This is a genomic window from Larkinella terrae (genome assembly GCF_009668025.1).
In the GTDB taxonomy this organism is placed as follows: Bacteria; Bacteroidota; Bacteroidia; order Cytophagales; family Spirosomataceae; genus Larkinella; species Larkinella terrae.
On the sequence record NZ_WJXZ01000014.1, the window covers coordinates 688,071 to 712,862 of the forward strand.

15 protein-coding genes and 1 pseudogene are annotated in these 24,792 nt (G+C 53.9%); 15 read left to right on the forward strand and 1 reads right to left on the reverse strand.

The genetic code is table 11. From position 1 onward, the window contains the following. Positions 1-154 precede the first annotated feature (154 nt). Positions 155-1,795: a glycerol-3-phosphate dehydrogenase/oxidase gene (locus GJJ30_RS24690; RefSeq protein ID WP_154177853.1), complete on the forward strand. Its 1,641-nt coding sequence runs from the start codon at positions 155-157 to the stop codon at positions 1,793-1,795. 89 nt (positions 1,796-1,884) lie between these two features. Here the strand turns inward: GJJ30_RS24690 and GJJ30_RS24695 are convergent, their stop codons facing one another. Next, on the reverse strand, positions 1,885-4,548 hold the full coding sequence (locus GJJ30_RS24695; protein WP_154177854.1) for a cation-translocating P-type ATPase: 2,664 nt from the start codon (positions 4,546-4,548) through the stop codon (positions 1,885-1,887). Positions 4,549-4,772: 224 nt separating this feature from the next. Between GJJ30_RS24695 and GJJ30_RS24700 the strand changes: the two genes are divergently transcribed. The 14 genes and pseudogenes from GJJ30_RS24700 to GJJ30_RS24765 all read left to right on the forward strand — a co-directional run bounded on the left by GJJ30_RS24700 (position 4,773) and on the right by GJJ30_RS24765 (position 24,779). After that, the gene (locus GJJ30_RS24700; RefSeq protein WP_154177855.1) at positions 4,773-6,677 is read left to right on the forward strand and encodes a glycoside hydrolase family 88 protein; all 1,905 of its coding nucleotides are present in this window, start codon (positions 4,773-4,775) and stop codon (positions 6,675-6,677) included. 209 nt (positions 6,678-6,886) lie between these two features. Next, positions 6,887-7,504 (forward strand): TetR/AcrR family transcriptional regulator, encoded by a 618-nt coding sequence (locus GJJ30_RS24705; protein WP_154177856.1) that lies wholly within the window; start codon positions 6,887-6,889, stop codon positions 7,502-7,504. A gap of 71 nt (positions 7,505-7,575) precedes the next feature. Further along, positions 7,576-8,841: a TolC family protein gene (locus tag GJJ30_RS24710; protein ID WP_154177857.1), complete on the forward strand. Its 1,266-nt coding sequence runs from the start codon at positions 7,576-7,578 to the stop codon at positions 8,839-8,841. A 22-nt stretch (positions 8,842-8,863) separates the two neighbouring features. Beyond that, positions 8,864-9,793 (forward strand): HlyD family secretion protein, encoded by a 930-nt coding sequence (locus tag GJJ30_RS24715; protein ID WP_154177858.1) that lies wholly within the window; start codon positions 8,864-8,866, stop codon positions 9,791-9,793. Between the two features lie 26 nt (positions 9,794-9,819). After that, the gene (locus GJJ30_RS24720) at positions 9,820-10,743 is read left to right on the forward strand and encodes an ABC transporter ATP-binding protein (protein ID WP_154177859.1); all 924 of its coding nucleotides are present in this window, start codon (positions 9,820-9,822) and stop codon (positions 10,741-10,743) included. 5 nt (positions 10,744-10,748) lie between these two features. Next, on the forward strand, positions 10,749-11,483 hold the full coding sequence (locus GJJ30_RS24725) for an ABC transporter ATP-binding protein (protein ID WP_154177860.1): 735 nt from the start codon (positions 10,749-10,751) through the stop codon (positions 11,481-11,483). A 112-nt stretch (positions 11,484-11,595) separates the two neighbouring features. Next, complete coding sequence (locus GJJ30_RS24730; protein ID WP_154177861.1) at positions 11,596-12,702, forward strand: ABC transporter permease; 1,107 nt, start codon at positions 11,596-11,598, stop codon at positions 12,700-12,702. Next, positions 12,699-13,814, forward strand: a complete 1,116-nt coding sequence (locus tag GJJ30_RS24735) for an ABC transporter permease (RefSeq protein WP_154177862.1) — start codon at positions 12,699-12,701, stop codon at positions 13,812-13,814. The genes GJJ30_RS24730 and GJJ30_RS24735 overlap by 4 nt, the downstream gene beginning before the upstream one ends. Before the next feature lie 176 nt (positions 13,815-13,990). Beyond that, positions 13,991-15,322 carry an MFS transporter gene (locus GJJ30_RS24740; protein WP_154177863.1) on the forward strand — a complete coding sequence of 444 codons (1,332 nt, stop codon included), beginning with the start codon at positions 13,991-13,993 and terminating at the stop codon, positions 15,320-15,322. A 156-nt stretch (positions 15,323-15,478) separates the two neighbouring features. Beyond that, positions 15,479-15,931: pseudogene (locus tag GJJ30_RS32430) on the forward strand (polysaccharide deacetylase family protein); the annotation flags it as partial. A gap of 309 nt (positions 15,932-16,240) precedes the next feature. Next, positions 16,241-17,887 carry a GH39 family glycosyl hydrolase gene (locus GJJ30_RS24750; protein WP_229313512.1) on the forward strand — a complete coding sequence of 549 codons (1,647 nt, stop codon included), beginning with the start codon at positions 16,241-16,243 and terminating at the stop codon, positions 17,885-17,887. 115 nt (positions 17,888-18,002) lie between these two features. Next, on the forward strand, positions 18,003-20,825 hold the full coding sequence (locus tag GJJ30_RS24755) for a glycosyl hydrolase (RefSeq protein WP_154177864.1): 2,823 nt from the start codon (positions 18,003-18,005) through the stop codon (positions 20,823-20,825). Positions 20,826-20,850: 25 nt separating this feature from the next. After that, complete coding sequence (rhaM, locus tag GJJ30_RS24760) at positions 20,851-21,165, forward strand: L-rhamnose mutarotase (protein WP_154177865.1); 315 nt, start codon at positions 20,851-20,853, stop codon at positions 21,163-21,165. Between the two features lie 221 nt (positions 21,166-21,386). Next, positions 21,387-24,779: a SusC/RagA family TonB-linked outer membrane protein gene (locus tag GJJ30_RS24765; protein ID WP_229313393.1), complete on the forward strand. Its 3,393-nt coding sequence runs from the start codon at positions 21,387-21,389 to the stop codon at positions 24,777-24,779. Positions 24,780-24,792 lie beyond the last annotated feature (13 nt).

The following is a 24,792-nucleotide window of genomic DNA, read 5'->3' on the forward strand; positions in this document are numbered from 1 at the left end:
CAAGAAATGAGCTATAGTTATAACCAAAGGTAATGGTAACTTGAGATTAAAAATAAGTTATTTCGCAGAGTTTCGCCGAGAATGCGAAGTGTAGCGGAGACTCTGCTTAACTTTGCTTTTCTTCGCGTACCTCCGCGAAATAACCTGGCCAACTATGCAGCGTACCGACCATCTCGAACAAGCCGAAAATCAGGAATTTGACATTTGCATCATCGGAGGAGGAGCCACCGGCGCGGGTTGCCTGCTCGACGCCCAAAGCCGCGGCCTGAAAGCCATTCTGGTTGAAAAACACGATTTTGCGTCCGAAACCTCCAGCAAATCCACGAAACTGATTCACGGCGGGGTGCGGTATCTGGAACAGGCCGTCAAACAGGCCGACCTGAACCAGTATCACATGGTGAAAAAAGCCCTGCGCGAACGGCTGACGCTCATCCATAACGCCCCGCATCTGGCCCACCCGCTGGCCCTGCTGACGCCTTGCATGAGCTGGATGGAAGGAATATACTATACCGCCGGGCTGAAAATGTACGACACACTATCCGGCGACCTGAGTATCGGAAAAAGTGAGTGGCTCAACAAAGAGGAAGCACTGAAGCGGAATCCGTCGCTTACTCATAAAATTCACAGCGCGGTTTTGTATTACGATGGGCAGTTGAACGATGCGCGTTACAACATGTCGCTGGTCAAAACCGCCATGCAGTACGGGGCGGTAGCCCTCAACCACGCCGAAGCCCGCGCGTTTGAGAAAGATGCCAGCGGCCGACTGGCGGTTTTGCACATCCGCGACTCGCTGACGGGTCGGTTGCTACGGATTCGGGCCCGACGGTTTATCAACGCCACGGGGCCCTTTTCGGACCGCATTCGCCTGCTGGCGAACCCGACGATGGGTCGTCGGATGCGGGTAAGCAAGGGCGTTCACATCATTGTTCCGGGCGAATTGATGCCCTCGGATACGGCCATCCTGGTGCCCAAAACCGACGACGGTCGCGTGGTTTTTATTATTCCGTACAACGGCAAACTGATGATCGGCACGACCGAAACGGAATCCGAACTGGGTGAAACCGAGCCGGTGGTGGAGCGGGCGGAGGTCGATTACCTGATCAGTTACGTCAACCGGTATTTCGAAAAACCGATCACCGCCGATCAGGTCATTGCCGGTTTTGCCGGTTTGCGCCCGTTGTTGCAGGCTGATCCCAACGCCGATACGAAACAACTGGTGCGCGACCACGAAGTCGAAGTTGACCCGACTTCCGGTTTGGTCAGCATTCTGGGCGGCAAATGGACGACATACCGACTGATGTCGAAAGACACGATCGACAAATTTTATGAATTGGAAGGATTGCCCGAAAAACCGTGCATCACCGATCACATCAAACTCGTCGGCGCCGAAGGGTACGCGGATGATTTCTGGAAAGTGCTGGTCAGTAAATTTGGCATCCCGGAAGACATTGCCCGGCACCTGAACCGGCAGTATGGTACCGAAAGCCTGGAAATTGCGCAGCTCATGCACGACCACCCTGACTGGAAAGAGCGGCTTTCGGAGCAGTTGCCCAACACCAAAGCCGAGGTGGTTTTTGTCGTGCGGGCCGAAATGGCGCAGACGCTCAAGGACGTGCTGGCCCGGCGGTTTGGTCTGGAATTGACCGACTGGCAATCCTCCGACCAGATTTCTGAAACCGTCGCCGATCTGATGGCCGCCGAACTCAACTGGACCGACGACGAACGCCGAAAAGCCGTCTACGACTACCACGCCGAAATCGACTGGTTCCGGAAATCGGCGGGCTTGATAGTTTGACAGTAGATTTGCCCCCGGTCCCTGAAGGGAGAAGACCTGGCTTAATTCCATTATTTCTGCGTTCTCTCGCCTTCAGAGGCCGGGGGCTTTTACCTCCCCAATCGCATAATCCCTTTCACGATCTGCACCAGCAAAACTGGCGCAAAACCGGCGGCCAGAATGAGTTCGATTTCGGTGGTGGTCATGGGTTGAATGCTCAGCACCTGCACCAGAAACGGCACGTAGTACGTCAGGGCCATGATGAACAGGCAGAGCAGCAACGCGTACCAGATGTACCGGTTGCGCGTGATTTCGTTCACGAAAAACGAACGGCCCGACCGCAGGTTGAAAACGTGCATCAACTGCGCAAACGACAACGCGTAGAAAACCAGATTATTCCCTTCTTTCTCCGTCAGGCCGAGTTCGGTGGTGCCGAGCCAGTAGGCACCGAGTACCGACGCCGTCATTACCAGGGCGTAAAAAACCACCAGTCGCCAGTCGCGACCGTCCATGATGGGCGTTTTCGGATCGCGGGGTGGCTGGTGCATCAGGCTCGAATTCTCGCGACCCACCCCCAGCGCCAGCGCCGGAAACACGTCCGTAACAATGTTAATGAACAGAATCTGCAAGGGCAGCAGCGGATTGCCGACGTTCAGAAAACCGGCAAACGTAACGACAAAAATCTCGCTCAGGTTACACGACAGCAGGAACAGCACGAACTTGCGGATATTCTCGAAAATCACCCGCCCCTGCGCAATGGCCGACACGATCGAGGTAAATGAATCGTCTTTCAGAACCATGTCGGCGGTTTCGGCGGCCACCTGCGTTCCCCGCAGGCCCATCGCAATCCCGATATCCGACTTCTTCAGCGCAGGCGCGTCGTTGACACCGTCGCCGGTCATGCCCACAATGTCGCCTTTTTGCTGGTACAGCTCGATCATATCCAGCTTTTGCGCCGGACTCACCCGCGCAAACACCCGGCATTTCAGCAAGGCTTCTTTATCGGCGGCTTTGAGTTCGTCGAGTGGTTTCAGGTCTTTGCCGGTCAGCACCATTTCTTCGCCGGGTTCGATCAGCTTCACTTTGGACGCGATCGTCAGCGCTGTCGCCGGGTGGTCGCCCGTGACCATGATCACCTTGATCCCGGCTTCGCGGCAGGCCGTCAGCGCGGGCGTCACTTCGGTGCGGGGCGGGTCGAGAAAACCGATCAGACCCACGTACGTTAAATCCTGGTCCGCAAAATCATCGCCGGGTTGGGTATCGGTTTCGTGGTAAGCAAACGCCAGCGTTCGCAACCCCTCGACGGCCATTTTTTCGGAAATATCGTAATGCGCTTTCCGGTCTTTCTCACTGAGCGACTGGCAACGGTCCAGCACTTCCTCGGCGGCCCCTTTGACGGCAACCAGAAAACCGGTTTGGTGTTGGTGAAGCGTGCCCATAATCCGGGTGTCGGAACTGAACGCTCTTTCGGCTTTTCGCGGAAAATCCTGGTGAATCTGATCGGGATCGTGCCCGGCAGCAATCGCAAATTTCAGCAACGAAACCTCCACCGGATCGCCCACTTCCTTCGCTTTTCCGTTGACGATGTCGTAATCCGCGTTGTTGCAAAGTACGCCAACCTGAATCAGTTTCTGGTAGATTTCGGATTCGGTAATCGCCTGATCGCCGTCCACGATTTCCAGTTTCTTCGCCTGCGCATCGGACTGAATTTCAGCGCGTTGGTTGGGCAACTGGATCGTGTTGACTTCGATGCGGTTTTGGGTCAGCGTACCGGTTTTATCCGTAAAAATCACGTTTGTACCGCCCAGCGTTTCCACCGCCGACAACCGCTTGACAATCACCTTCTTTTCGGCCAGTCGCAGCATCCCGTACGCCAGCGCAATGGTAGCCACCACCGACATACCTTCCGGAATGGCCGCAATCGCCAGCGCCAGGGCGGTTTCGATCAGCCGCAGCGGTTCCTCCTTCCGAACCAACCCAACGATCAGAAATAAGGCCGCCAAGCCGACCGTTACCCAGATCAGGACCTTCGCCAGCCCATCAAGCTTCGCTTCCAGTGGCGTGGCCGACCGCTTGGCTTCCTCGACCATCGTGGCAATTTTGCCCAGCTCGGTTTGCTGCCCAATGCCCGTCACGATGGCGCGACCGGTTCCGGCGGTTACGGGCGTTCCTTTGAACAGCCGGTTGTGCTGATCACCCAGTGGCGATTCGTCGGGCGGCAATTCCGTGTTTTTGTCAACGGGTAGTGATTCGCCGGTCAGGGCGGATTCGTCGGCCTGCAACTGGCTGACTTCGAATAAATTACCATCGGCGGCCACCAGATCCCCGGCTTCGACGACCAAGATATCACCCAGCGTCACTTCCTCGGACGAAATCTCGCGAACGCGGCCGTCGCGCAGGACCCGGGCGGGCGTTGTGTCCATTTTTCGCAGGGCATCCATCGATTGCCGGGCGTTCCATTCGAGAATAAAACCGGTCAGGGCGTTGATGAGCAACACGGCGATGATGGCAAACCCTTCGACGGTTTCGCCCAGAAAAAACGAAATCCCGGCGGCTGCTGCCAGAATGTAGACAATGACGCCCACAAACTGCCGCAGCAGAATGGTCAGGGCACTTTCCCGTTTGACTTCCTGGAGGGCGTTAGGACCCCATTCGTCGTAGCGGTTTTGGGCTTCGTCGGCACTCAAACCGGTTTTCGGATCGACCTTCAGCTCCTGGAACAACTGGTCGATTGGGATTCGATGCGGTTTTTCGGGGGATGAAATCGTTGGCATAAAGCGGATAGGAAAGGAGGCTTAAGTAAGTACTCACTTTCTGGTGACATGGACAAGCCCAATTCCCGGAAAGAAGTAGAATTTTTCGCAATCGCCTTATTTAAGGTGTTTCGCAGAGTTTAGCGGAGGAAAGTAGAGTTAAGCAGAGTTTTTTAGTTTTCTCCGCTGAACTCTGCGTAATCTCCGCTTAACTCCGCGAAATAACTTTCTTTCTAATAAAGCCCATGAAATCTCTATTGCTATTCCTCTTAACAACCTGCGCGTTTGCCCAGCAAAAACCGTATTCGCAGCGCATGGCCGATTCGTTCATGACCTGGCACAAAGACTCGATCCTGATCGGTGATCGCAAAACCGCCCGCTGGGATTATGAACAGGGCCTGGTGCTGAAAGCCTTCGAAGGCGTTTGGTACCGAACCGGCGACCCCAAATACTTTACCTACACCCTGAACGATATCAACCAGTTTGTGCGCGACGATGGCAGCATCCGGACGTATGCGATGGACGAGTTCAATATCGACAACGTCACGACCGGGCGCGTGCTGCTGATGCTGGCGCAACAGTCGCTGCCGGGCAAAGAGAAGTTTCAGAAAGCGGCTTTTCTGCTGCGCGATCAGCTGGCGAAACAACCCCGCACAAAGGAAGGCGGTTTCTGGCACAAAAAACGGTATCCAAACCAGATGTGGCTCGACGGTTTGTTCATGGCCGAACCGTTTTACGCCGAATTCAGCCGGGTTTTCAACCAGCCCGAAAATTTCGATGATATTGCCAAACAGTTTGCGCTGATCGAAAAACACTTAGTCGATCCCAAAACCGGTTTGCTCTATCACGGTTACGACGAGAGTCGCGAGCAGAAATGGGCCGATCCGAAAACCGGGCAGTCGCCGAATTTCTGGGGTCGCTCGATTGGGTGGTACGCAATGGCGCTGGTCGATGTGCTCGATTATTTTCCGAACGATCACCCGCAGCGCGCTAACCTGGTGAAATACCTGCAACGGCTGGCCCCGCCGATCGTGAAATACCAGGACCCGAAATCCGGCTGCTGGTACCAGATGACGACCCAGGGCGCGCGCAAAGGCAATTACCTCGAAGCTTCGGCCTCCTGTATGTTCGTGTACGCGCTGGCGAAGAGCGTCCGGATGGGGTATCTGGACAAGGCGTTTCTGGCGTCGGCGCAGAAAGGCTACCAGGGCATTCTGAAAAACTTCATCGAAACCGACGCCAATGGGTTGATCAACCTCAACGGCACGGTGAGCGTGGGCGGTTTGGGCGGCACGCCCTACCGGGATGGCAGTTATGACTATTACCTCAGCGAACCGATCCGCAAAAACGATTTGAAAGGCGTTGGACCGTTCATCATGGCGAGTCTGGAAATGGAAATAGCGCCCGAACTGGCGGTGGGTGCCGGGAAAACCGTCGCCGTGGACAATTATTTCAACCACGAATTTCGGAAGGATCTGCTCGGCCAAACTGAACCGTTTCATTACACCTGGGAAGATCGGATGCATTCGGGCTTCTGGCACTGGGGCAACACCTTCCGCGAACTGGGCGCCAAAACCGTCACGGTTCGGAACGCGCCAACCGCCGAATCCCTGAAAGGCGTCGATGTGTACATCATTGTTGATCCCGATTCGCCGAAAGAAACCGCCAAGCCGAATTACATCCAACCGGCTGATATCAAGGCGATTGAGGGATGGGTGAAAGCGGGTGGCGTGTTGGTCATGATGGCGAACGACACCGCCAACTGCGAGACGAAGCACTTTAACGAACTGGCGCAGGTCTTTGGAATCCGGTTTACCGACAAAAACCGGAACATGGTGAAGGGCAAGCAGTATGAACAGGGCAAGGTAACGATTCCGGCCGGTAACCCGGTTTTCAAGCAAACCCAGGCCGTTTACATCAAGGAACTGGCGACGCTGGCGGTGAAGGCCCCGGCCAAGGCATTGATTTCGGAGGAGGGAGACGTTATTATGGCCACCGCTCAGATCGGGAAAGGGGCGGTTTTTGCCGTCGGCGACCCCTGGCTGTACAATGAATACACCGATGGCCGGATTATTCCAACGGTTTTCGAGAATTACAAAGCGAGCAAGGAATTGGGGGCGTGGTTGCTGCGACAAACTCGTGCTAAGTAAAAGTTATTTCGCAGAGTTGAGCGGAGTAAATCAGAGTTAATCAGAGAAATCCCCTGATGAACCCTGATTCCCTCTGATCCACCCTGTATAATAACCAAAGCTCCGCTTCACTCCCTTTTTTCTCCGCTTGGCTTCGCGAAATAGTAGCTTTAAAAACTTTTATTAAAAATATTTTTAATAACTTATCTCTCGACCTTACCTTTGTCATCATGAAACCGAAAGACACCGAGCAAAATACCGAACAGAAAATCAAGGAAGCGGCCAAGAAAGTTTTTCTGGAACGCGGTTTCGACGGTGCCAAGCTTCGGCACATCGCCGAAGAGGCCGGAACGACAATGGCGATGGTCAATTACTATTTCCGGAGCAAAGAACAGCTCTTTCAAAGCATTTTTCTGGAAACGATGGGCTCATTTTTGGGCCGGGTTATTTTGATCCTTAACGAAGAAGTACCGCTGGAAATTAAAGTGTGGAAGGTGGTCGATAACTATACTGATTTTCTGGTTGCTAACCCGCATGTGCCGGTTTTTGTGTTGTCGGAATTGCAGAAAGACAGCAGCAAACTGTTTCAGCAATTGAACATTAAACAGGCGGTCGAGTCGGCCTATTTCATCAAACAACTGGAAATTGAAGCGGAAAAAGGCACGATCCGTAAAGTGAAGCCACTCCAGATAATCGTGACGATGTTGGGCAGTTTGATCTTCCCGTTCATGGCAAAACCGATCGTCAGCTACATCGGCGACATGGACGAAGCGGCTTACCGCGCCTTTCTGGAAGAACGAAAAGTGATCGTGTTTGAAACCGTTATGGCCTACCTGAAACCCGTTTAATTTTTTTTGGATTACTATTAAAAAGATTTTTAAAAAGAAAATTTAGAATAAAGTTTTAAAAGCAAATTTGTATGAAATCATTATCCACATTTTTGCTCGGATTGCTCCTGACGACCACGTCACAGGCGCAATCCGTGATGACGCTGGAACAAGGCTATGCCGCCGTCATCGCCAACGATCCGCTGACCCGCCAACGGGAAATTGTGCAGCAAACCGGCGACCTGACCATTGCCAGTCTGGATAAAAACCGCCGACTGCCGCAGGTGGGCGTTAATGGGCAGGCAACCTGGCAATCGGAAGTGACGAAGCTGCCCATTGAACTGCCGAACGTGCCGATTCCGCAACTGAGCAAAGACCAGTACAAACTGACGGCGGATGTGAGCTACACGCTGTTTGACGGCAACCAAACCGCCTTGCAAAAGCAGGTGCAGCGGGCCAGCACGACGGTGGGTTTGCAACAAGTCGCCGTGGAGCAAAACCGCCTGAAAGACCAGGTGAATGCTTATTTCCTGAACATCCTCCTAACCGATGAAAACACCCGCCTGACCCGCATCCGTCTGGAAGAACTGCAAAACCGCATTCTGAAAGCCGAAGCCGGGGTGCGTTTCGGAACCGTGGCCACCGTGGGCGTGGATGTGTTGCGCGCCGAAGTCCTGAACGCCGAACAGCAACTGGGGCAACTGGCGGCTACGCGCCGGGGGCTGCGCGACCAGCTTGGTATTCTGACCGGATTGACGATTACCGACAGCACGAAACTGGTCATCGAGGAAGCAAGAACCGGCATTGTAAACCTGTCACTAAACCGCCCCGAACAAAAACTTTTTGAGTCGCAACGGGCACTGCTGGATGAGCAATTGCGGCTGACCAACAACCGGCTGCAGCCCCGACTGAGCGCATTCGCCCAGGGCGGAGCGGGCCGACCGGCGTTGAATTTTCTGAACAACGATTTTCGGGGCTTTTTTATCGGCGGGATTCGCCTGAGCTGGAACCTGTCGGCGGCCTACACGCTCAAAAACGATCGGGCGGTTTTGGCCCTGAACCGCGAACAGATTGGCGTTCAGCAGAAAGTATTCGACCGAAATTTGTCGCTACAACTTCGCCAGCAGCAAACCGAGATCGACCGCGTCACGGCCTTGCTCGAAAAAGACCGGGAAATCAGTGCGTTGCGTTCCAAAATCCGGCAAACTGCTAGCGTTCAGCTCGATAACGGCACCCTGGCCGCCCGGGATTATACCTCAGAACTCAACGCCGAAAGTCAGGCGCTTTTGAATCAGAAAACCCACGAATTACAACTGCTGCTGGCGAACGTGCAGTACCGCACGCTGACCGGCAATTAACCACTCTTTGACGTCCATTACCATGAAATCTACGTTGATTACGATCGCATTACTGATCGGCATGATGGCTTGTAAAACCGAGCCCCAGTCGGACGCTTACGGCAATTTTGAAGCTGTCGAAACCATCGTGTCTGCGGAAGCGACCGGTGCGCTGCAAAAACTAACCGTCGAAGAAGGCCAGACGTTGAAAGCCGGGCAAACCGTCGGGCAGATTGATCCGCTTCAACTCCAGCTTCGGAAGTCGCAACTGCTGGCAAGTCGGCGGGCGGTTTCCAGCCGTTCTCCGAATATTTCGGCGCAATTATCGCCTTATGAACAGCAAATTGCGGTGCAGGAGCAAAACCTCAAGACGCTGCAACGCGAGAAAACCCGCACGCAAAATCTGATTGCCGCCGGGGCCGCTCCGACCAAGCAACTCGACGATATTGTGGCACAGATCGACGTCGTCGAACGCCAGATTGCCCTGATTCGGCAGCAACGGGCGGCCCAGCAATCGGCCCTGACGACCCAGCGCACCGGCACACTTTCGGAAGAAGCGCCTTTGGAAGAACAAATCCGGCAGCTTGACGACCAGATCAAAAAGGCGACGATTGTCAACCCGGCGGCCGGTACCGTCACTGTCAAGTTTGCGGAGTCCGGCGAGGTGGCCAGTTACGGAAAACCACTCTACAAAATTGCGGATCTGGACAAAATCACGCTTCGGGCCTACATCAGTGGCGATCAACTGGTGCGGGTCAAAACCGGTCAGTCGGTGAAAGTTTTGGTCGATGCGCCGAACGATCAGTTCAAGGAATACGCCGGAACGATTACCTGGGTGTCGAGCAAGGCGGAATTTACGCCCAAGGTCATCCAGACCAAAGACGAACGCGTCAATCTGGTTTACGCCCTGAAAATCCAGGTCAAAAACGACGGCGGTTTGAAGATCGGGATGCCGGGGGAGGTGAGGTTGTAAAAGGTATACCGTAAACCATAAAAAATATGGATGCGATCATTATTGAAAACGTTTCAAAAGCGTACGGCGAAATCCCGGCGGTTTCGGATGTCAGCCTTTCGGTCCGGCCGGGCGAGTTGTTCGGACTGATCGGGCCCGATGGGGCCGGGAAGACCACGCTCTTTAAAATACTGGTGACACTGCTGCTGCCCGACAAGGGCCGGGCGACGGTGGCGGGTCACGATGTGGTGAAGGACTACAAAGCCCTGCGGCAGTTGGTCGGCTACATGCCGGGGCGGTTTTCGCTGTATCCGGACCTAAGCGTGGAGGAAAATCTGGCTTTTTTTGCCACTGTTTTTGGGACGACGATCAAAGAAAACTACCACCTGATTCAGGAGATTTATTCGCAGCTCGAACCGTTCAAAGACCGCCGGGCGGGGCAACTTTCGGGGGGCATGAAACAGAAGCTGGCCTTGTGTTGTGCGTTGATTCACAAGCCCGAAGTGCTGTTTCTGGACGAACCAACCACCGGCGTCGATGCGGTTTCGCGGAAGGAATTCTGGGATATGTTGCGCAAACTGAACGAACGCGGACTGACGACGCTGGTTTCCACGCCGTACATGGACGAAGCCAGCCGGTGCGACCGGATTGCGTTTATGCAAACTGGCAAAATCCTGGCGGTGGATCAGCCGGTGGCCATTACGAGACGCTTTAAAAAGCGTCTCTACGGAGTTCGGGCTGCTGATACGTATCAGTTGATTCATGATCTGCGGCTGGCGTCGTTTACGGAATCCTGCTACGCGTTTGGGGAGTTTCTGCACCTAACCGTGAAATCGAACGAAGTGACGGAACAGCAGATCGGGCGGTTTTTGCGGGAAAAGAATCACCGGAATATTGAAATCCACGCCATTCAGCCCGGCATCGAAGACACCTTTATGGCGTTGATGACCCAACCCGAGCCAGCGGCTTGACGATCATGGAAAAAGCAGTCAGTACCAACGCGTTAACCAAAAAATTTGGCAGCTTCATTGCCACCAATGCCATTACGTTCGACGTGGCCCAGGGCGAAATCTTCGGATTTCTGGGCGCGAACGGGGCCGGGAAAACCACGGCGATGCGGATGCTGTGCGGGTTATTGAAACCGACTTCCGGCGAAGCCAGCGTGGCCGGGTTTGATGTTTACCGGCAATCTGAGAAAATCAAGCAGAACATTGGCTACATGAGCCAGCGGTTTTCGCTGTACGAAGATTTGACGGTGCGCGAAAATATCCGGTTTTACGGCGGCATCTACGGCTTGCGCCGGGCGGACATTCCGGCCAAAACCGATCAGATTTTGCAAAAACTCGGCATCGAATCCGTGGCTGATTCGCTCGTGGCCTCATTGCCACTCGGCTGGAAACAGAAACTCTCGTTTTCGGTGGCCCTGATCCACGAGCCCCGAATCGTGTTTCTGGACGAACCGACCGGCGGGGTCGACCCAATCACGCGCCGACAGTTCTGGGATTTGATCTACGAAGCCGCCCACGGCGGAACCACGGTTTTTGTGACTACGCACTACATGGACGAAGCCGAATACTGCCACCGCGTCTCGATCATGGTCGATGGCGTCATGAAAGCACTCGACACCCCGGCAGGTCTGAAAACCGCCTACAACGTGGACTCAATGGACGCGGTCTTCCAGATCCTGGCCCGGGGGACATCGACGAAATAAACGCCCTGACAGCGGTCGAAGACCCTGTCAGCGGCTGTAAGCATATTCAACTCGGTTTAATTCTGCCGCTGACAGGGTCTTCGACCGCTGTCAGGGCGTTGTCGAAAAAAATATGAACCGCTTCATTGCTTTTGTAAAAAAGGAATTTTTCCACATTCTGCGTGACCGACGGACGCTACTAATCCTGTTCGGCTTACCGCTGGCGCAGGTGCTGCTGTTTGGGTTTGCATTGACGAACGAGATCAAAAACGCGAAAATCGCCATTCTCGACAACGACAAAAGCCAGCATTCGCAGCAGATTACCAACAAGTTGCTGGCGTCGGGGTATTTTCAGTTGCAGGAAAACCTGCGTTCCAACCACGACATCGAACGGGCGTTTCGGAAAGGAAATATCAAACTGGCGGTGGTGTTTCCGACCGGTTTTACGGCCAATTACGAGCACGGCCGAAGCACCCAAATTCAATTGCTGGCCGATGCCTCCGAGCAAAATACCGCCATCAGCCTGACCAATTATGCAACCGCGATCATCCGCGATTACACCGCCGAACGCAACCCGAATGCCCAGCCGCCCTTGACGATCGACGTACGCAGCCGCATGGTTTTTAATCCCGAACTGAAGGGCGCATTTGTGTTTGTGCCGGGCGTGATGGCGATGGTGCTGCTGCTGGTGTCGGCGCTGATGACCTCCGTGACGATTGCCCGCGAACGCGAAACCGGTACGCTGGAAGTGCTGATGGTGTCGCCGTTGACGCAGGGCCAGATTCTGCTGGGGAAAGTCGTGCCGTACCTGCTGCTGTCGTTCGTGAACGGCTGCATCATCATTGCGCTTGGGGTTTTCGTGCTACACGTTCCGCTCAACGGAAGCCTGCTGCTGTTGTTATCCGAAACGTTGTTGTTCATTTTTCTGGCGTTGTCCATCGGAATTTTCATTTCGTCGCTCGTTGATACCCAACTGGTGGCCATGTTTGCGTCGCTGATGGCCATGCTGTTGCCGACGATTTTCCTGTCCGGTTTCATCTTTCCGATCGAGAGCATGCCCAAACCGCTTCAGATCATTTCCAACATCATTCCGGCGAAATATTTCATCAGCATCGTGAAGGGAATCATGATCAAGGGCGCCGGTTTGCAGTACCTCTGGCAGCCGACTGCGGTCCTGATCGGCATGTCACTATTTTTCATGGGATTAAGTCTTCGTAATTTAAAAACCCGCCTGTCATGAACCGGATTCGATACATGGTTGAAAAAGAAATCCGGCAACTCCGCCGGAACCCGGTTTTGCTCCGGATCATGCTGGCGGCCCCGATCATGCAGTTGATTCTGCTGTCGTACGCGGCTAATTACGAAGTGAAAAACCTGAACATCGCCGTTGTCGATGGCGACCACACGACGTATTCGCAGCGGCTGGTTAGCAAGTTCCGGCACCTGACCAATTTCAACCTGAGCGGGTATCTGCCCAACGAGAAACAGGCCCGGCAAACGCTGCTGGCGGGCGATGCCGACCTGGTGCTGGTAATTCCACCCCATTTTGAGCGGGACCTGGAGAAGGAGGGAAGCGCGGCCGTGCAGTTGCTGCTCAACGCCATCGATGGTTCCAAAGCCGGAATTGCCAACGGCTACGCCACGGCCATCATCCGGGATTTCAACGCCGATGTGGTGGCCGAAACGAAGGTCGTAGCGCCGGGCACGGTTCCGCAACTGGACATTGAGAATCAGTACTGGTACAACCCGAAACTGGAATACAAAACCTTTATGGTGCCGGGCGTTTTGTTCGAACTGTTGCTGTTGGTAGGTGGTCTGGTGTCAGCGCTGAATATTGTGCGGGAAAAAGAAATCGGAACGATGGAACAGTTGAACGTGACGCCGATCCGCAAGCACGAATTTATTCTGGGCAAATCGATTCCGTTTGTGGTTATCGGGCTGGTGCTGTTCACGATCGGGCTGCTGCTGGGGCGGTTTTTATTTCAGGTGCCGCTGGTGGGCAGCCTGGCGCTGATGTACGTGTTTGCGGTTTTATTCCTGATATTGTGCGTTGGTCTGGGCCTGCTCATTTCGACACTGGCCGAAAACCAGCAGCAGGCGTTGTTTGTCTCGTTTTTCCTGCTCGTCTTATTCATTCTCCTGAGCGGTTTGTTTGCTTCCACCGAAAACATGCCGGTCTGGGCGCAGTGGCTCAATCTCATTAACCCGCTGAAATACATCATCGAAGTGGGCCGGAACGTGATGCTGAAAGGCAGCACCTTTGCGGATGTGAATCGGCAGTTTGCCGCGCTGGCGGGCATGGCCATCGGGTTGCTGCTGCTGGCGTCGTGGCGGTATCGGAAGACGGTTTAAGAGTTTGGTGAGTTGTTTCGCGGAGTTAAGCGGAGGAAATGGAGTTAAGCAGAGATTATACATAACTCCGCTTAACTCTTCTTTTCTCTGCTTAACTCCGCGAAACAACTCACCAAACAAAGGTAGATAACCATAACCACCTGCTTTCTATAGCTGGATTCTACTCTTTTTGAATTATGAATAAAGCTATTGGAAGGTATCGCTGGACGATTTGTGGTCTGGTGTTTTTTGCAACCACGATTAATTACCTCGACCGGGTTGTCATCAGTCTGTTGAAGGGCGACCTGGAGAGAGATTTTAACTGGACGGAAACCGACTATGCCAACCTGGTTTCGGTTTTCCAACTGGCCTACGCGCTGGGGATGCTGGGCGTGGGGCGGCTGGTCGATAAGTTCGGTACCAAAATCGGCTATACTATTTCGCTGACGGCCTGGAGTATCGTCGGCATTCTGACGGCTTTTGCCAAAACAACGCTCGGATTCGGATTTGCCCGGGCGGGTCTGGGATTGAGCGAAGCCGGCAACTTTCCGGCGGCTATCAAAACCATTGCGGAGTGGTTTCCGAAAAAAGAACGCGCACTGGCAACCGGTATTTTCAATTCGGGTACCAACGTCGGCGCGATTCTGGCTCCGCTTAGCGTGCCTTACATAGCCGAATTCTGGGGCTGGCAGTGGGCGTTTATTCTCACCGGCGCCACCGGTTTTATCTGGCTGGTGTTGTGGCTCACGATTTACGATACGCCCGCAAACCATAAAAAAGTAACCAAAGAAGAACTTGAGTACATCAACAGCGACAAAGACGAGCAAACCGAAGACCATACTTCTACCGAAAAAGTTTCCTGGTTCAAACTGCTGACGTTCCGGCAAACCTGGGCGTTCGTCCTCGGAAAAATGCTCACCGACCCGATCTGGTGGTTTTACCTGTTCTGGTTACCGGCGTTCCTGAAGGCCGAATACGGTCTGGCCGGGAAAGCCGCATCGTTGCCGGTGGCCGTTGTTTACACACTGGCCAGTTTCGGGAGTGTTTTTGGCGGCTGGCTACCACTTTACCTGATTAAAAGAGGCCTCCCGGTTTTCCGGGCCCGGAAAACGTCCATGCTGATCTACGCCATTTGTGCCGTTCCGGCGATTTTTATCCAGTATCTGGGTAGCATGGGACTATGGCTGGCGGTTTTGGGAATTGGCTTTGCCACCTCCGCCCACCAGGCCTGGAGCGCCAACATTTTCACGACGGTTTCGGATATGTTCCCCAAAAAGGCAGTGGCATCCGTCATTGGAATTGGCGGTATGGCGGGCGGTCTGGGCGGTATGCTCATTTCGACGCTGGCGGGAAAACTGTTTGATCATTACAAGGCACTCGGGCATCTGGAAACCGGCTATTACATCATGTTCCTGATCTGCGGTTTCGGGTACCTGTTGGCCTGGGGCATCATGCACCTGCTGGTGCCGAGGTACAAGCTGATTGAACTTTCCAGCAAAAATACCCCCAAAAGTACGCCGGTAGCCTAAACGGTTTTTGGTTTACGGTTTTCAGTTTACGCCGGGCCGACGTTTCGGTGCGGTTCCCCGCCGGAACTGGTGCACTCATAAATGCCGAATAGTCAATATATTAACCCCGTAAACTGAAAACCGTAAAACTTTCCTCCCATCTCTCAACTTTTTCGGATGAAACGACGCATCGTCCTTGGTTTTCTGTTGATAACCAGTGTCTTGTCGGGCGCAGTCGCCCAGATTGTGCGAAAACCGATTCCCGATAAGCTGGTCGTGCTGACGTTTGATGATGCGCCCGTTACCCACGCGACGGTAGTTGCTCCGTTGCTAAAGAAATACGGTTTTGGGGCGACGTTCTACGTCTGCGAATTCCCGCCCGATTTTGCCGATAAAAAGAAGTACATGAGCTGGGAGCAAATCCGGGAACTGGATCGGATGGGTTTCGAAGTTGCCAACCATACGCTGACGCACAGCAACGTGGCAAAACTCTCGAAGGCGCAGTTCCGGGCGCAACTCGATTCCCTCGAAGCCCGCTGCAAAACCTACGGGATCCAAACACCACTGACCACCTTTGCGTACCCCGGCTACGGCATCAGCCCCATTGCGTACGACGTTTTGAAGGAAAAAAACTACCAGTTTGCGCGGGTGGGCGGGGCGCGGGCCTACGATCCGAAAACCGATTATCCGTACCTGATTCCGAGTTACAGCACGACCGAGCCCAATAACTACGACAAAGAGCGGATTTTCAGCGCGTTTCAGCAGGCCAAAGACGGCAAGGTGGTCGTCATTACGATGCACGGCGTTCCCGACTACGCGCACGACTGGGTAACCACGCCCCCGGCCATTTTTGAAGCGTATCTGAAATACCTGCACGACAACAAGTATAAGGTGATTGCCCTGCGCGATCTGGAACAATACGTCGACTACAAGGAGGCCCTGCGCACGATTCCGCCCCCACCGCCCCCGGTTTCGATTCGGGTCGATCTAGACAAACCAAAAGGGCGAATGGAGCCGATTTGGGCCTGGTTTGGCTACGATGAACCGAATTATACGTACATGAAAGACGGCAAAAAACTGCTGTCTGAACTGGCTGCGCTTAGCCCGGTGCCGGTCTATGTCCGGGCGCACAGTTTGCTGGTGACCGGCGACGGCAAACCGGCCCTGAAATGGGGGTCGACCAACGCTTACACGGAGGATGCCAAAGGAAAACCGGTTTACAACTGGACAATCATCGACAAGATTTTCGATACCTACATCGAGCGGAAAATGAAACCGCTGGCGCAGATCGGGTTCATGCCGGAAGCCCTTTCGTCCAAACCGCAGCCGTACACCCACGACTGGCAGCCCGGACAATCCTATGAAAAGATTTTCACCGGCTGGCGTTATCCTCCGAAAGACTATGGGAAATGGGCTGAACTGGTCTATCAATGGGTCAGGCATTCGGTGAAGCGCTACGGAAAAAAAGAAGTCGAAAGTTGGTACTGGGAACTCTGGAATGAACCGAACGGTGGTTACTGGGGTGGCACCGTGGACGAATACAACAAGCTGTACGATTACTCGGTGGACGCCGTCCGCCGGGCCTTGCCAACCGCCCGTGTGGGTGGTCCGCACGTAACGGGACCCGCCGGAAAAAGCTCCGTGGCTTTCCTGAAGGCGTTTCTGGAGCATTGTCGAAATGGTAAAAACTACGTCACTGGCAAAACCGGTTCTCCCCTCGATTTCGTGGCTTTCCACGCCAAAGGAGCGCCCCGGCTGGTCGACGGGCACGTTCGGATGAACCTGGGAACGCAGCTCCGCGACATTTCAAGCGGTTTTCAGATCGTGTCTTCCTATCCTGAATTCAGCAAACTGCCGATCATCATTGGTGAATCCGATCCCGAAGGGTGTGCGGCCTGTGGCATGAAAACCAATCCCGAAAATGCCTATCGCAACGGAACCTTATATTCGAGCTACACGGCAGCTGCGTTTGCCCGGAAATATGAACTGGCTGATATTCATCACGTTCATTTGAAAGGGGCGGTTTCGTGGTCATTCGAGTTTGAAGACCAGCCCTGGTTTTACGGGTTTCGCGATCTGGCGACCAACGGCGTCGATAAACCGGTTCTGAACGTGTTCCGGATGTATGGCATGATGCGCGGAAACCGGGTGGAAGTATCGGGAAACATGGCGTACCAAACGCTGGCGGTTCGCGATTCGAGCGTTCGCCGGGCCGAGCCGGATGTCAACGCGCTGGCCACCCGCGACACCGCTTCGAATTCGGCGGCCGTCATGGTCTGGAATTACCACGACGACAACCTGCCCGCTCCGGCTTCGACGGTTGATCTGGCCATCAAAGGTTTACCAGCTAAACAAGTGACGGTTACGCAGTATCGAATCGATGGTGAACACAGCAATTCCTACGCCGTCTGGCTCAAAATGGGTTCGCCCCAGCAACCAACTGCCGAACAGGTCAAAGAACTGGAAAAAGCCGGACAACTGGCTCAGTTTGAGTCTCCTGCTTCCGTAAAAGTCGTAAATGGCGGGATTCAGCTAAAAACCGACCTGCCGAGACAGGGTGTTTCGTTGTATAAACTGACGTGGTAAAACTGAGTTATTTCGCGGAGTTAAAAAGAGTTTAGCGGAGTTTTTTATTACGCCCTCTGCTTACCTCCTTTTTACTCCGCTCAACTTCGCGAAATAATCTCTTCTTTTGAAAATCATGAAGAAATTAATCCTTTTCATCCTGTTCGTAAGCAATCAGCTGATTGCCCAGCCCCGCTGGCCGACGATTACGCAGCAGGCCAAACCCTGGACGCGCTGGTGGTGGATGGGCAGCGCCGTCAATCCGAAAGACCTCACCAACCTGATGACGCAGTACCAGAAAGCCGGTCTGGGCGGGGTCGAAATTACACCCATTTACGGCGTCAAGGGTGAGGAAAAAAACTTCATCAACTTCCTGTCACCCAAGTGGATGACGATGTTGGATTATACGCTGAAAGAAGCCAACCGGCTCGGCATGGGCGTCGATCTGGCGCAGGCGTCAGGCTGGCCGTTCGGTGGGCCGTGGGTGACTCAGGCGGATGCGTGCAAATATGTGGCTTATAAAACCTACAGCCTGAAATCCGGCGAAAAACTGAACGAAGCGGTTTCGTACATCCAGCAGCCGATTGTCCGGACGGTGGGCGAGAAGATCGACATCAGGCAACTCGTTGAACCCATTACGAAAAACCCGAACCTGCAATTGCATGCCTTCGATCAGGTGCGGTTCGAAAAACCGCTGCCGCTGCAAACCCTGATGGCCTATTCCGACAAGGGCCAAACCGTTGATTTAACGGCCAAAGTGGATGGCAAAGGCAACCTGAACTGGACAGCGCCGGACGGCAAATGGACGCTGTACGCGGTTTTTCAGGGCTGGCACGGCAAGATGGTCGAGCGGGCAGGCCCCGGAGGTGAAGGCGACGTGATCGACCATTTTTCCAAAACCGCCACGCAGCATTACCTCCAGAAATTCGATCAGGCGTTTAAAGGCCACGATTTGAAAGCACTGCGGGCGTTTTTCAACGATTCGTACGAAGTGGATGATGCGCAGGGCGAAAGCAACTGGACTCCGGCGCTGTTTGAGGAGTTTAAAAAACGACACGGGTACGACCTGCGCAACCACCTGGCCGCGCTGTTTGGGAAGGATTCGGACGAAAAAAATAAGCGGGTGCTGAGCGATTACCGGCAGACGATTTCGGAATTGCTGCTCGAAAACTACACCAAAACCTGGAGCGAGTGGGCGAAAGGCAAAGGCAAAATCATTCGCAACCAGGCCCATGGTTCGCCCGCCAACATCCTGGATTTGTACGCCATCACCGACATTCCCGAAATCGAAGGGACCGAGATTCTGCGGATCAAGTTTGCGTCGTCGGCAGCTCATGTAACCGGCAAAAAGCTGGCTTCGTCGGAGTCGGCGACCTGGGATAACGAACATTTTCTGTCGAAGCTGAGCGACATCAAAAAGGACATGGACCGGTTTCTGCTCGGCGGTGTCAATCATACGTTTTACCACGGCACCAATTATTCCCCGCAGGATGCCGCCTGGCCCGGCTGGCTGTTTTATGCCGCCGTTCACTTCAATCCGAACAACACGTTCTGGACGGATTTCGGCAAATTGAATCAGTATGTAGCTCGTTGTCAGTCGTTTCTGCAAGCCGGAAAACCGGATAACGAAGTGCTCTTATACCTTCCGATTTACGATGCCTACGTGCGGCCCGGCAAGGTGTTGCTGCAGCATTTCGACGGCATCGAGCACGGTTTCAAAGGCTTGCCGGTAGAAAAACACGCCGAAACGCTCTGGGAAAAAGGCTACGGTTTTGACTTTATATCGGACAAACAACTGTTGAATGTGACCTCGGCAACCGGGAAACTGCAAACCGGCGGGGTGGCCTACCAGACGGTGCTGGTGCCGGATGCGGAATACATGCCCGCCGGAACGCTGAACCAGTTGATGCGGCTGGCGCAGACTGGTGCGACGGTGGCCTTCGTCGACAGGTTACCCGAAGGCGTTCCCGGTTTGGGCAATCTGGAAAACCGCCAGGCAGCTTTCAAAAACCTGATCGAGCAACTCAAATTTGCGAATGTCGGGCAGGGCGTAAAGAAAGCGGTAGTCGGAAAAGGCGCTTTTCTGGTTGCCAAAGATGTGGAAGATTTGTTGGCGGCTGCGGGTGTCAAACGCGAAAAACTGGTCGATTCTAACCTGCAGTTCGTACGTCGGCGCCACGCGAAGGGCCAGTATTATTTCATTGCGAACTGGGGCGAAAAAACCGTCGACGGCTGGGTTCCCTTGCAGACGACCGCCAAATCCGTGGCCCTGTACAATCCGATGACGGAGAAGCTGGGCATGGCGAATTTCCGGACCACCGCCGGGGGCAGTGAAGTCTACCTGCAACTGGCGCCGGGCGAGTCCTGTATTCTCGAAACGTCGGAAAGTCCCGTCAGTGGTCCGGCTTACACGTACTGGAAACCGGTGGCGAAACCGCAGGAAATCAAGGGAACCTGGGTTGTTAATTTTGTCGATGGCGGCCCGCAGTTACCGACCAAAAAGGAAATCAGCAAACTGGGTTCGTGGACGGACCTGGAGGGCGAGGAAGTAAAGAATTTTTCGGGAACGGCGACCTACACCATTTCATTTCCAAAACCGGAAGGCACCGGCGACGGCTGGCTGCTTAATCTGGGGAAAGTTGCAGAAAGTGCTCGTATTCAGTTAAATGGTAAATTGTTAGGGACGCTGATTGGCCCGACGTACCAGCTTTTTATTCCCAAAGATCAACTGAATGCAACCAATACGCTGACGGTTTTTGTGTCGAACAGCATGGCCAACCGCATCGCGGAAATGGACCGCGAACACATCAACTGGAAGAAGTTTTACAACATCAATATGTCGGCGCGGCTGCGCGAAAACCGGGGCGCTGACGGGAATTTTACGGCTGAAAAATGGAAGCCCAAAGACTCCGGTTTGCTTGGCCCGGTGACGCTGATAACAGTTACGGCCGGAAAATAAAACGGTTTTAAACCCCAGAACCACGATGCAGGAAATTGCTTTTACGATGAAACTCAAACCCGGCGTGGAGGCTGAGTACCGACGCCGTCACGACGAAATCTGGCCGGAACTGTCGCAGGCCCTGACAGACGCCGGGATTCGGGATTACTCCATTTTCCTTGACCGCTCGACCGGTATCCTTTTCGGCGTCCAGAAACGCGAAGAAAACCACACCGCCGACCAGTTGCCGACGTTGCCCGTGATGAAACGCTGGTGGGCCTACATGGCCGATTTAATGGACACCAACCCCGATCAGTCGCCCGTGGCTGTTGCGTTGGAACGGGTTTTTCACCTGGATTAAAATAGTGTCGGTTTTATTTGCAGAAAAAGGGTGAAGACTGGTCGACTGGCTGGTCTTTATTTGTATATTACCGTACTGTATTGGCATTTCTTACCTTGTTTTTGTGAAAAATGAAAATAATGTGTTTTGTTTTTTAGTATATTGGAAATATCCTATTTTGATTGCCGCGAGAAAGTACCGTTACTTAATTCTATCCAGAGAACTACTTAATTAAAAACCGTATGCAAACACCTCTCCGATTTCACTACAAACTAGTGAGCATGACTTTTCTGTGCGCCATTTTCGGCGCGCTTTCGCCGGGGCTCGCCCAAACCATCAAAGTCAGCGGTAAAGTTCTGGCGGCTGCTGATAATTCGGCCCTGGTCGGAATATCCATCCTGGTCAAGGGCACCAACAACGGAACCACTTCAAACGCCACCGGCGAGTACACGATCAATGCGCCCGCAAACGGTACATTGGTGTTTTCGTTCATTGGTTTTGCCAAACAAGAAATTCCGGTCAATAACCGCAGCCTCATCGATGTGACCCTGCAGGAAGACAACCAGCAACTGAACGAAGTCGTCGTGACGGCGCTGGGCGTGAAGCGGGAGAAGAAACAGTTGGGGTACACGGTGTCGGAAATTTCCGGGACCAAAATGGCGGCCACCAACGAACTCAGCCCCATCAGTGCGCTGCAGGGCCGGATTCCGGGGGTGCAGATCGACCAGGGCGCGGGCGGTTTGACGGGAAACACCAAAATCCTGATTCGGGGGAATTCAACGCTGTCGACCAATAACCAGCCCATTTTCGTGGTCGATGGCGTGATTCTGGACAACGACATTTACGACGAAAGTGGCCGCGACTTCGGGAATGCGCTCAAAAACCTGAATATGGAGGATTTTGAAAGCGTTTCCGTGTTGAAAGGCTCGGCGGCAGCCGCGCTCTACGGCACCCGGGCCATCAACGGCGTTATTCTGGTGACCACCAAAAAAGGGGTTCAGCGCAAGGGCATCGGCGTCAGTGTTTCGCAGACGTTCAACATGCAGAAAGCCTACCGGGGGCCGGATTTCCAGAACGAGTATGGGGGCGGAACCGTCGGAGCGTTTTTTACGGATACGCGCGAACCGAATTACAAACCGGACGAAAGCTGGACCACCAAGGTGTTTCCGACCAACAGCGACGGAAAACCGTACATCGACCGGCAGATTGGCCGGGAACTGGAAAACTGGGGGCCTCGTTTTGCGGGTCAGCAAGTGGTTGATTATGACGGCAAAATGACGACCTATCAGGCGTATCCCAACAATTACCTCGACGCTTTTCAAACCGGTTTGGGCAATCTGACGAACGTGGCCGTCGATGGCGGAGGAGAGCGCTCGACTTTCCGGTTTTCGTATAACCGGGCCAAAAACCGGGGGATTAACTTCAAAAACGAGCTGGAAAAAAATGCGTTCAACCTGCGCGTGACCCAGAATCTGAACAAGTTTCTGGTGGCCGATGTAACCGCCGATTACACCGCGACGGAAGGCAGCAATCCGCCCAGCCTGACGCTGAACAATTACATCTGGACTTTCCCCCGGAGTTATAACACCAAATACTGGATGCAGCGGGAAAACTACCTTGCCTACAACGGCGGTTTGCGCAATCCCAACGACCCGAATGAACCCAACAAAGTGCCCGGGGCGGATTACTGGTTCAATATTTTTGAAAACGATTACCTGCAAACCGAGCAAATGGTGCGCGGTCGGCTGGTGCTGACCGGAACCGTAACCGACTGGCTGAAACTCCAGATCGAGGGCAACTTCAACAACCTGTACACGAAAAACGAAACCAAGGAACTCGGGCAGGGAATCAATTTTACCGGCGGAAAATACGGCTTGGGCCACTCGGTCAAACAGGCGACCTTCATGAAATGGATGGCCATTTTTAACCGATCGATCACGAAAGATCTGGATTTCAACGGCTATGTCGGCGGGGAAGCACAGAACTACAACCTGTCGTATAACTACTCGGAAACGAACGGTGGGCTGACCTATCCCGGTAACTTCTTTCTGGCCAACTCCGTGCTGCCGCAGATTTCGCGGGGCGGCATCAAAACCCGCCGGGCGTACCGATCGCTGTATGCCAGCGCTGATTTGGGGTACAAAGACCAGCTGTTTTTGCAGGCCACTTTCCGCAATGACTGGTCGTCGGCGCTGACGTATAAGGATGGAACCGGTAACAACTCCTACAGTTATCCGTCGGCCAGCCTTTCGTGGGTGTTCTCCCAAACCTTTCATTCAACACTCCCGTCGTGGATCAGCTACGGAAAATTACGGGGTAACCTGGCGGTTTTAGGGGGCGACATCGACCCGTTCGTGCTCAATCCCGGTTTTGCGTTCAAGAATTATTCCAACGCAGGCGGTTTTGGTGACCAGCCCATGTCGACCTACAGTTCGAACTCAACCTTACAGCAGAATATCAAACCATTGCGCAAGATTGCGAAGGAAATCGGTTTGGAGCTGAAAGTGTTGAACAACCGGCTCGGCATCGATGTGTCGGTGTACCGTGATAATTCCCGGAACCAGCCCATCCCGATTTCGTCGGCCATCGAAAGCGGGGTGAGCAGCATCCTGATCAACGCCGGGAACATTCAAAACACCGGGATCGAAATTGCCCTCGACGCCACTCCGCTTAAAATCGGAGCTTTCACCTGGAACACATTGGTGTCGTTTTCCCGCAACCGGAATAAGATTGTGGAATTGTATGGCGACCGTGAATACTACGCCCTGGCGGACGAGTCGGGCGGGAGTAATGACCTGATTCCTTACGCGAAAGTGGGCGGAACTTACGGGGTAGTTCGGACGAAGATTGCCGCCAGCCGGTTTCAGGGTGCCGATGCCAACGACCCGCGCAACGGAAAACCGATCCTGTCCTGGCGGGGCGATGCCCGGGCGGCTTTTCCCGCGCGCAGCAACGAGTGGAAAGATGTGGGCGACATCAACGCCAAATTCCGGGGGGGCTGGGATAATACCTTTACCTACAAACGCTTTTCGCTCAATGTGTTACTGGATGCCAAAATTGGTGGCGACATGATCATTACCTCGCTCCGCTACGGAACGCACACGGGTATTTTTACGAATTCGCTCCAGGGCCGCGATGCCGAACACGGCGGTATTACGTGGACCAGCAAGTACGACAACAAAACCTACGACGATGGCATCATTCCTGATGGCGTTTTTGCCGCCGGACAAACCATCACGCAGGCCGACGGAACCGTAGCCAACGTCGGGGGCATGACCTTCAAGGAAGCCTACGACAAGGGCCTGGTGGAACCGACTCACCTGCCACAGTTCAACTACCGCTACGGTTCGTTTTCGACCGCCGTGGGCGATTACTGGATTGCGGAAAACTCCTGGGTTTCGCTCCGGCAGGTTTCCCTGAGTGTTCAGGTGCCCCCGGGCTGGGTGCAGAAAGTGAAGCTGAACAACCTGTCAGTCAACCTGGTCGGTCGTGACTTGCTGTATCTGTACAATACACTTCCGCTCCACTTCAACCCGGCCTCCAACTATTCCAACAGCACTGCCGTGCAGAAAGAAGTCGGTTTCATTCCACCCATGACGCGGACGCTGGGCGTCACGCTGCGGGGCACTTTTTAACAAAAACCGGTTT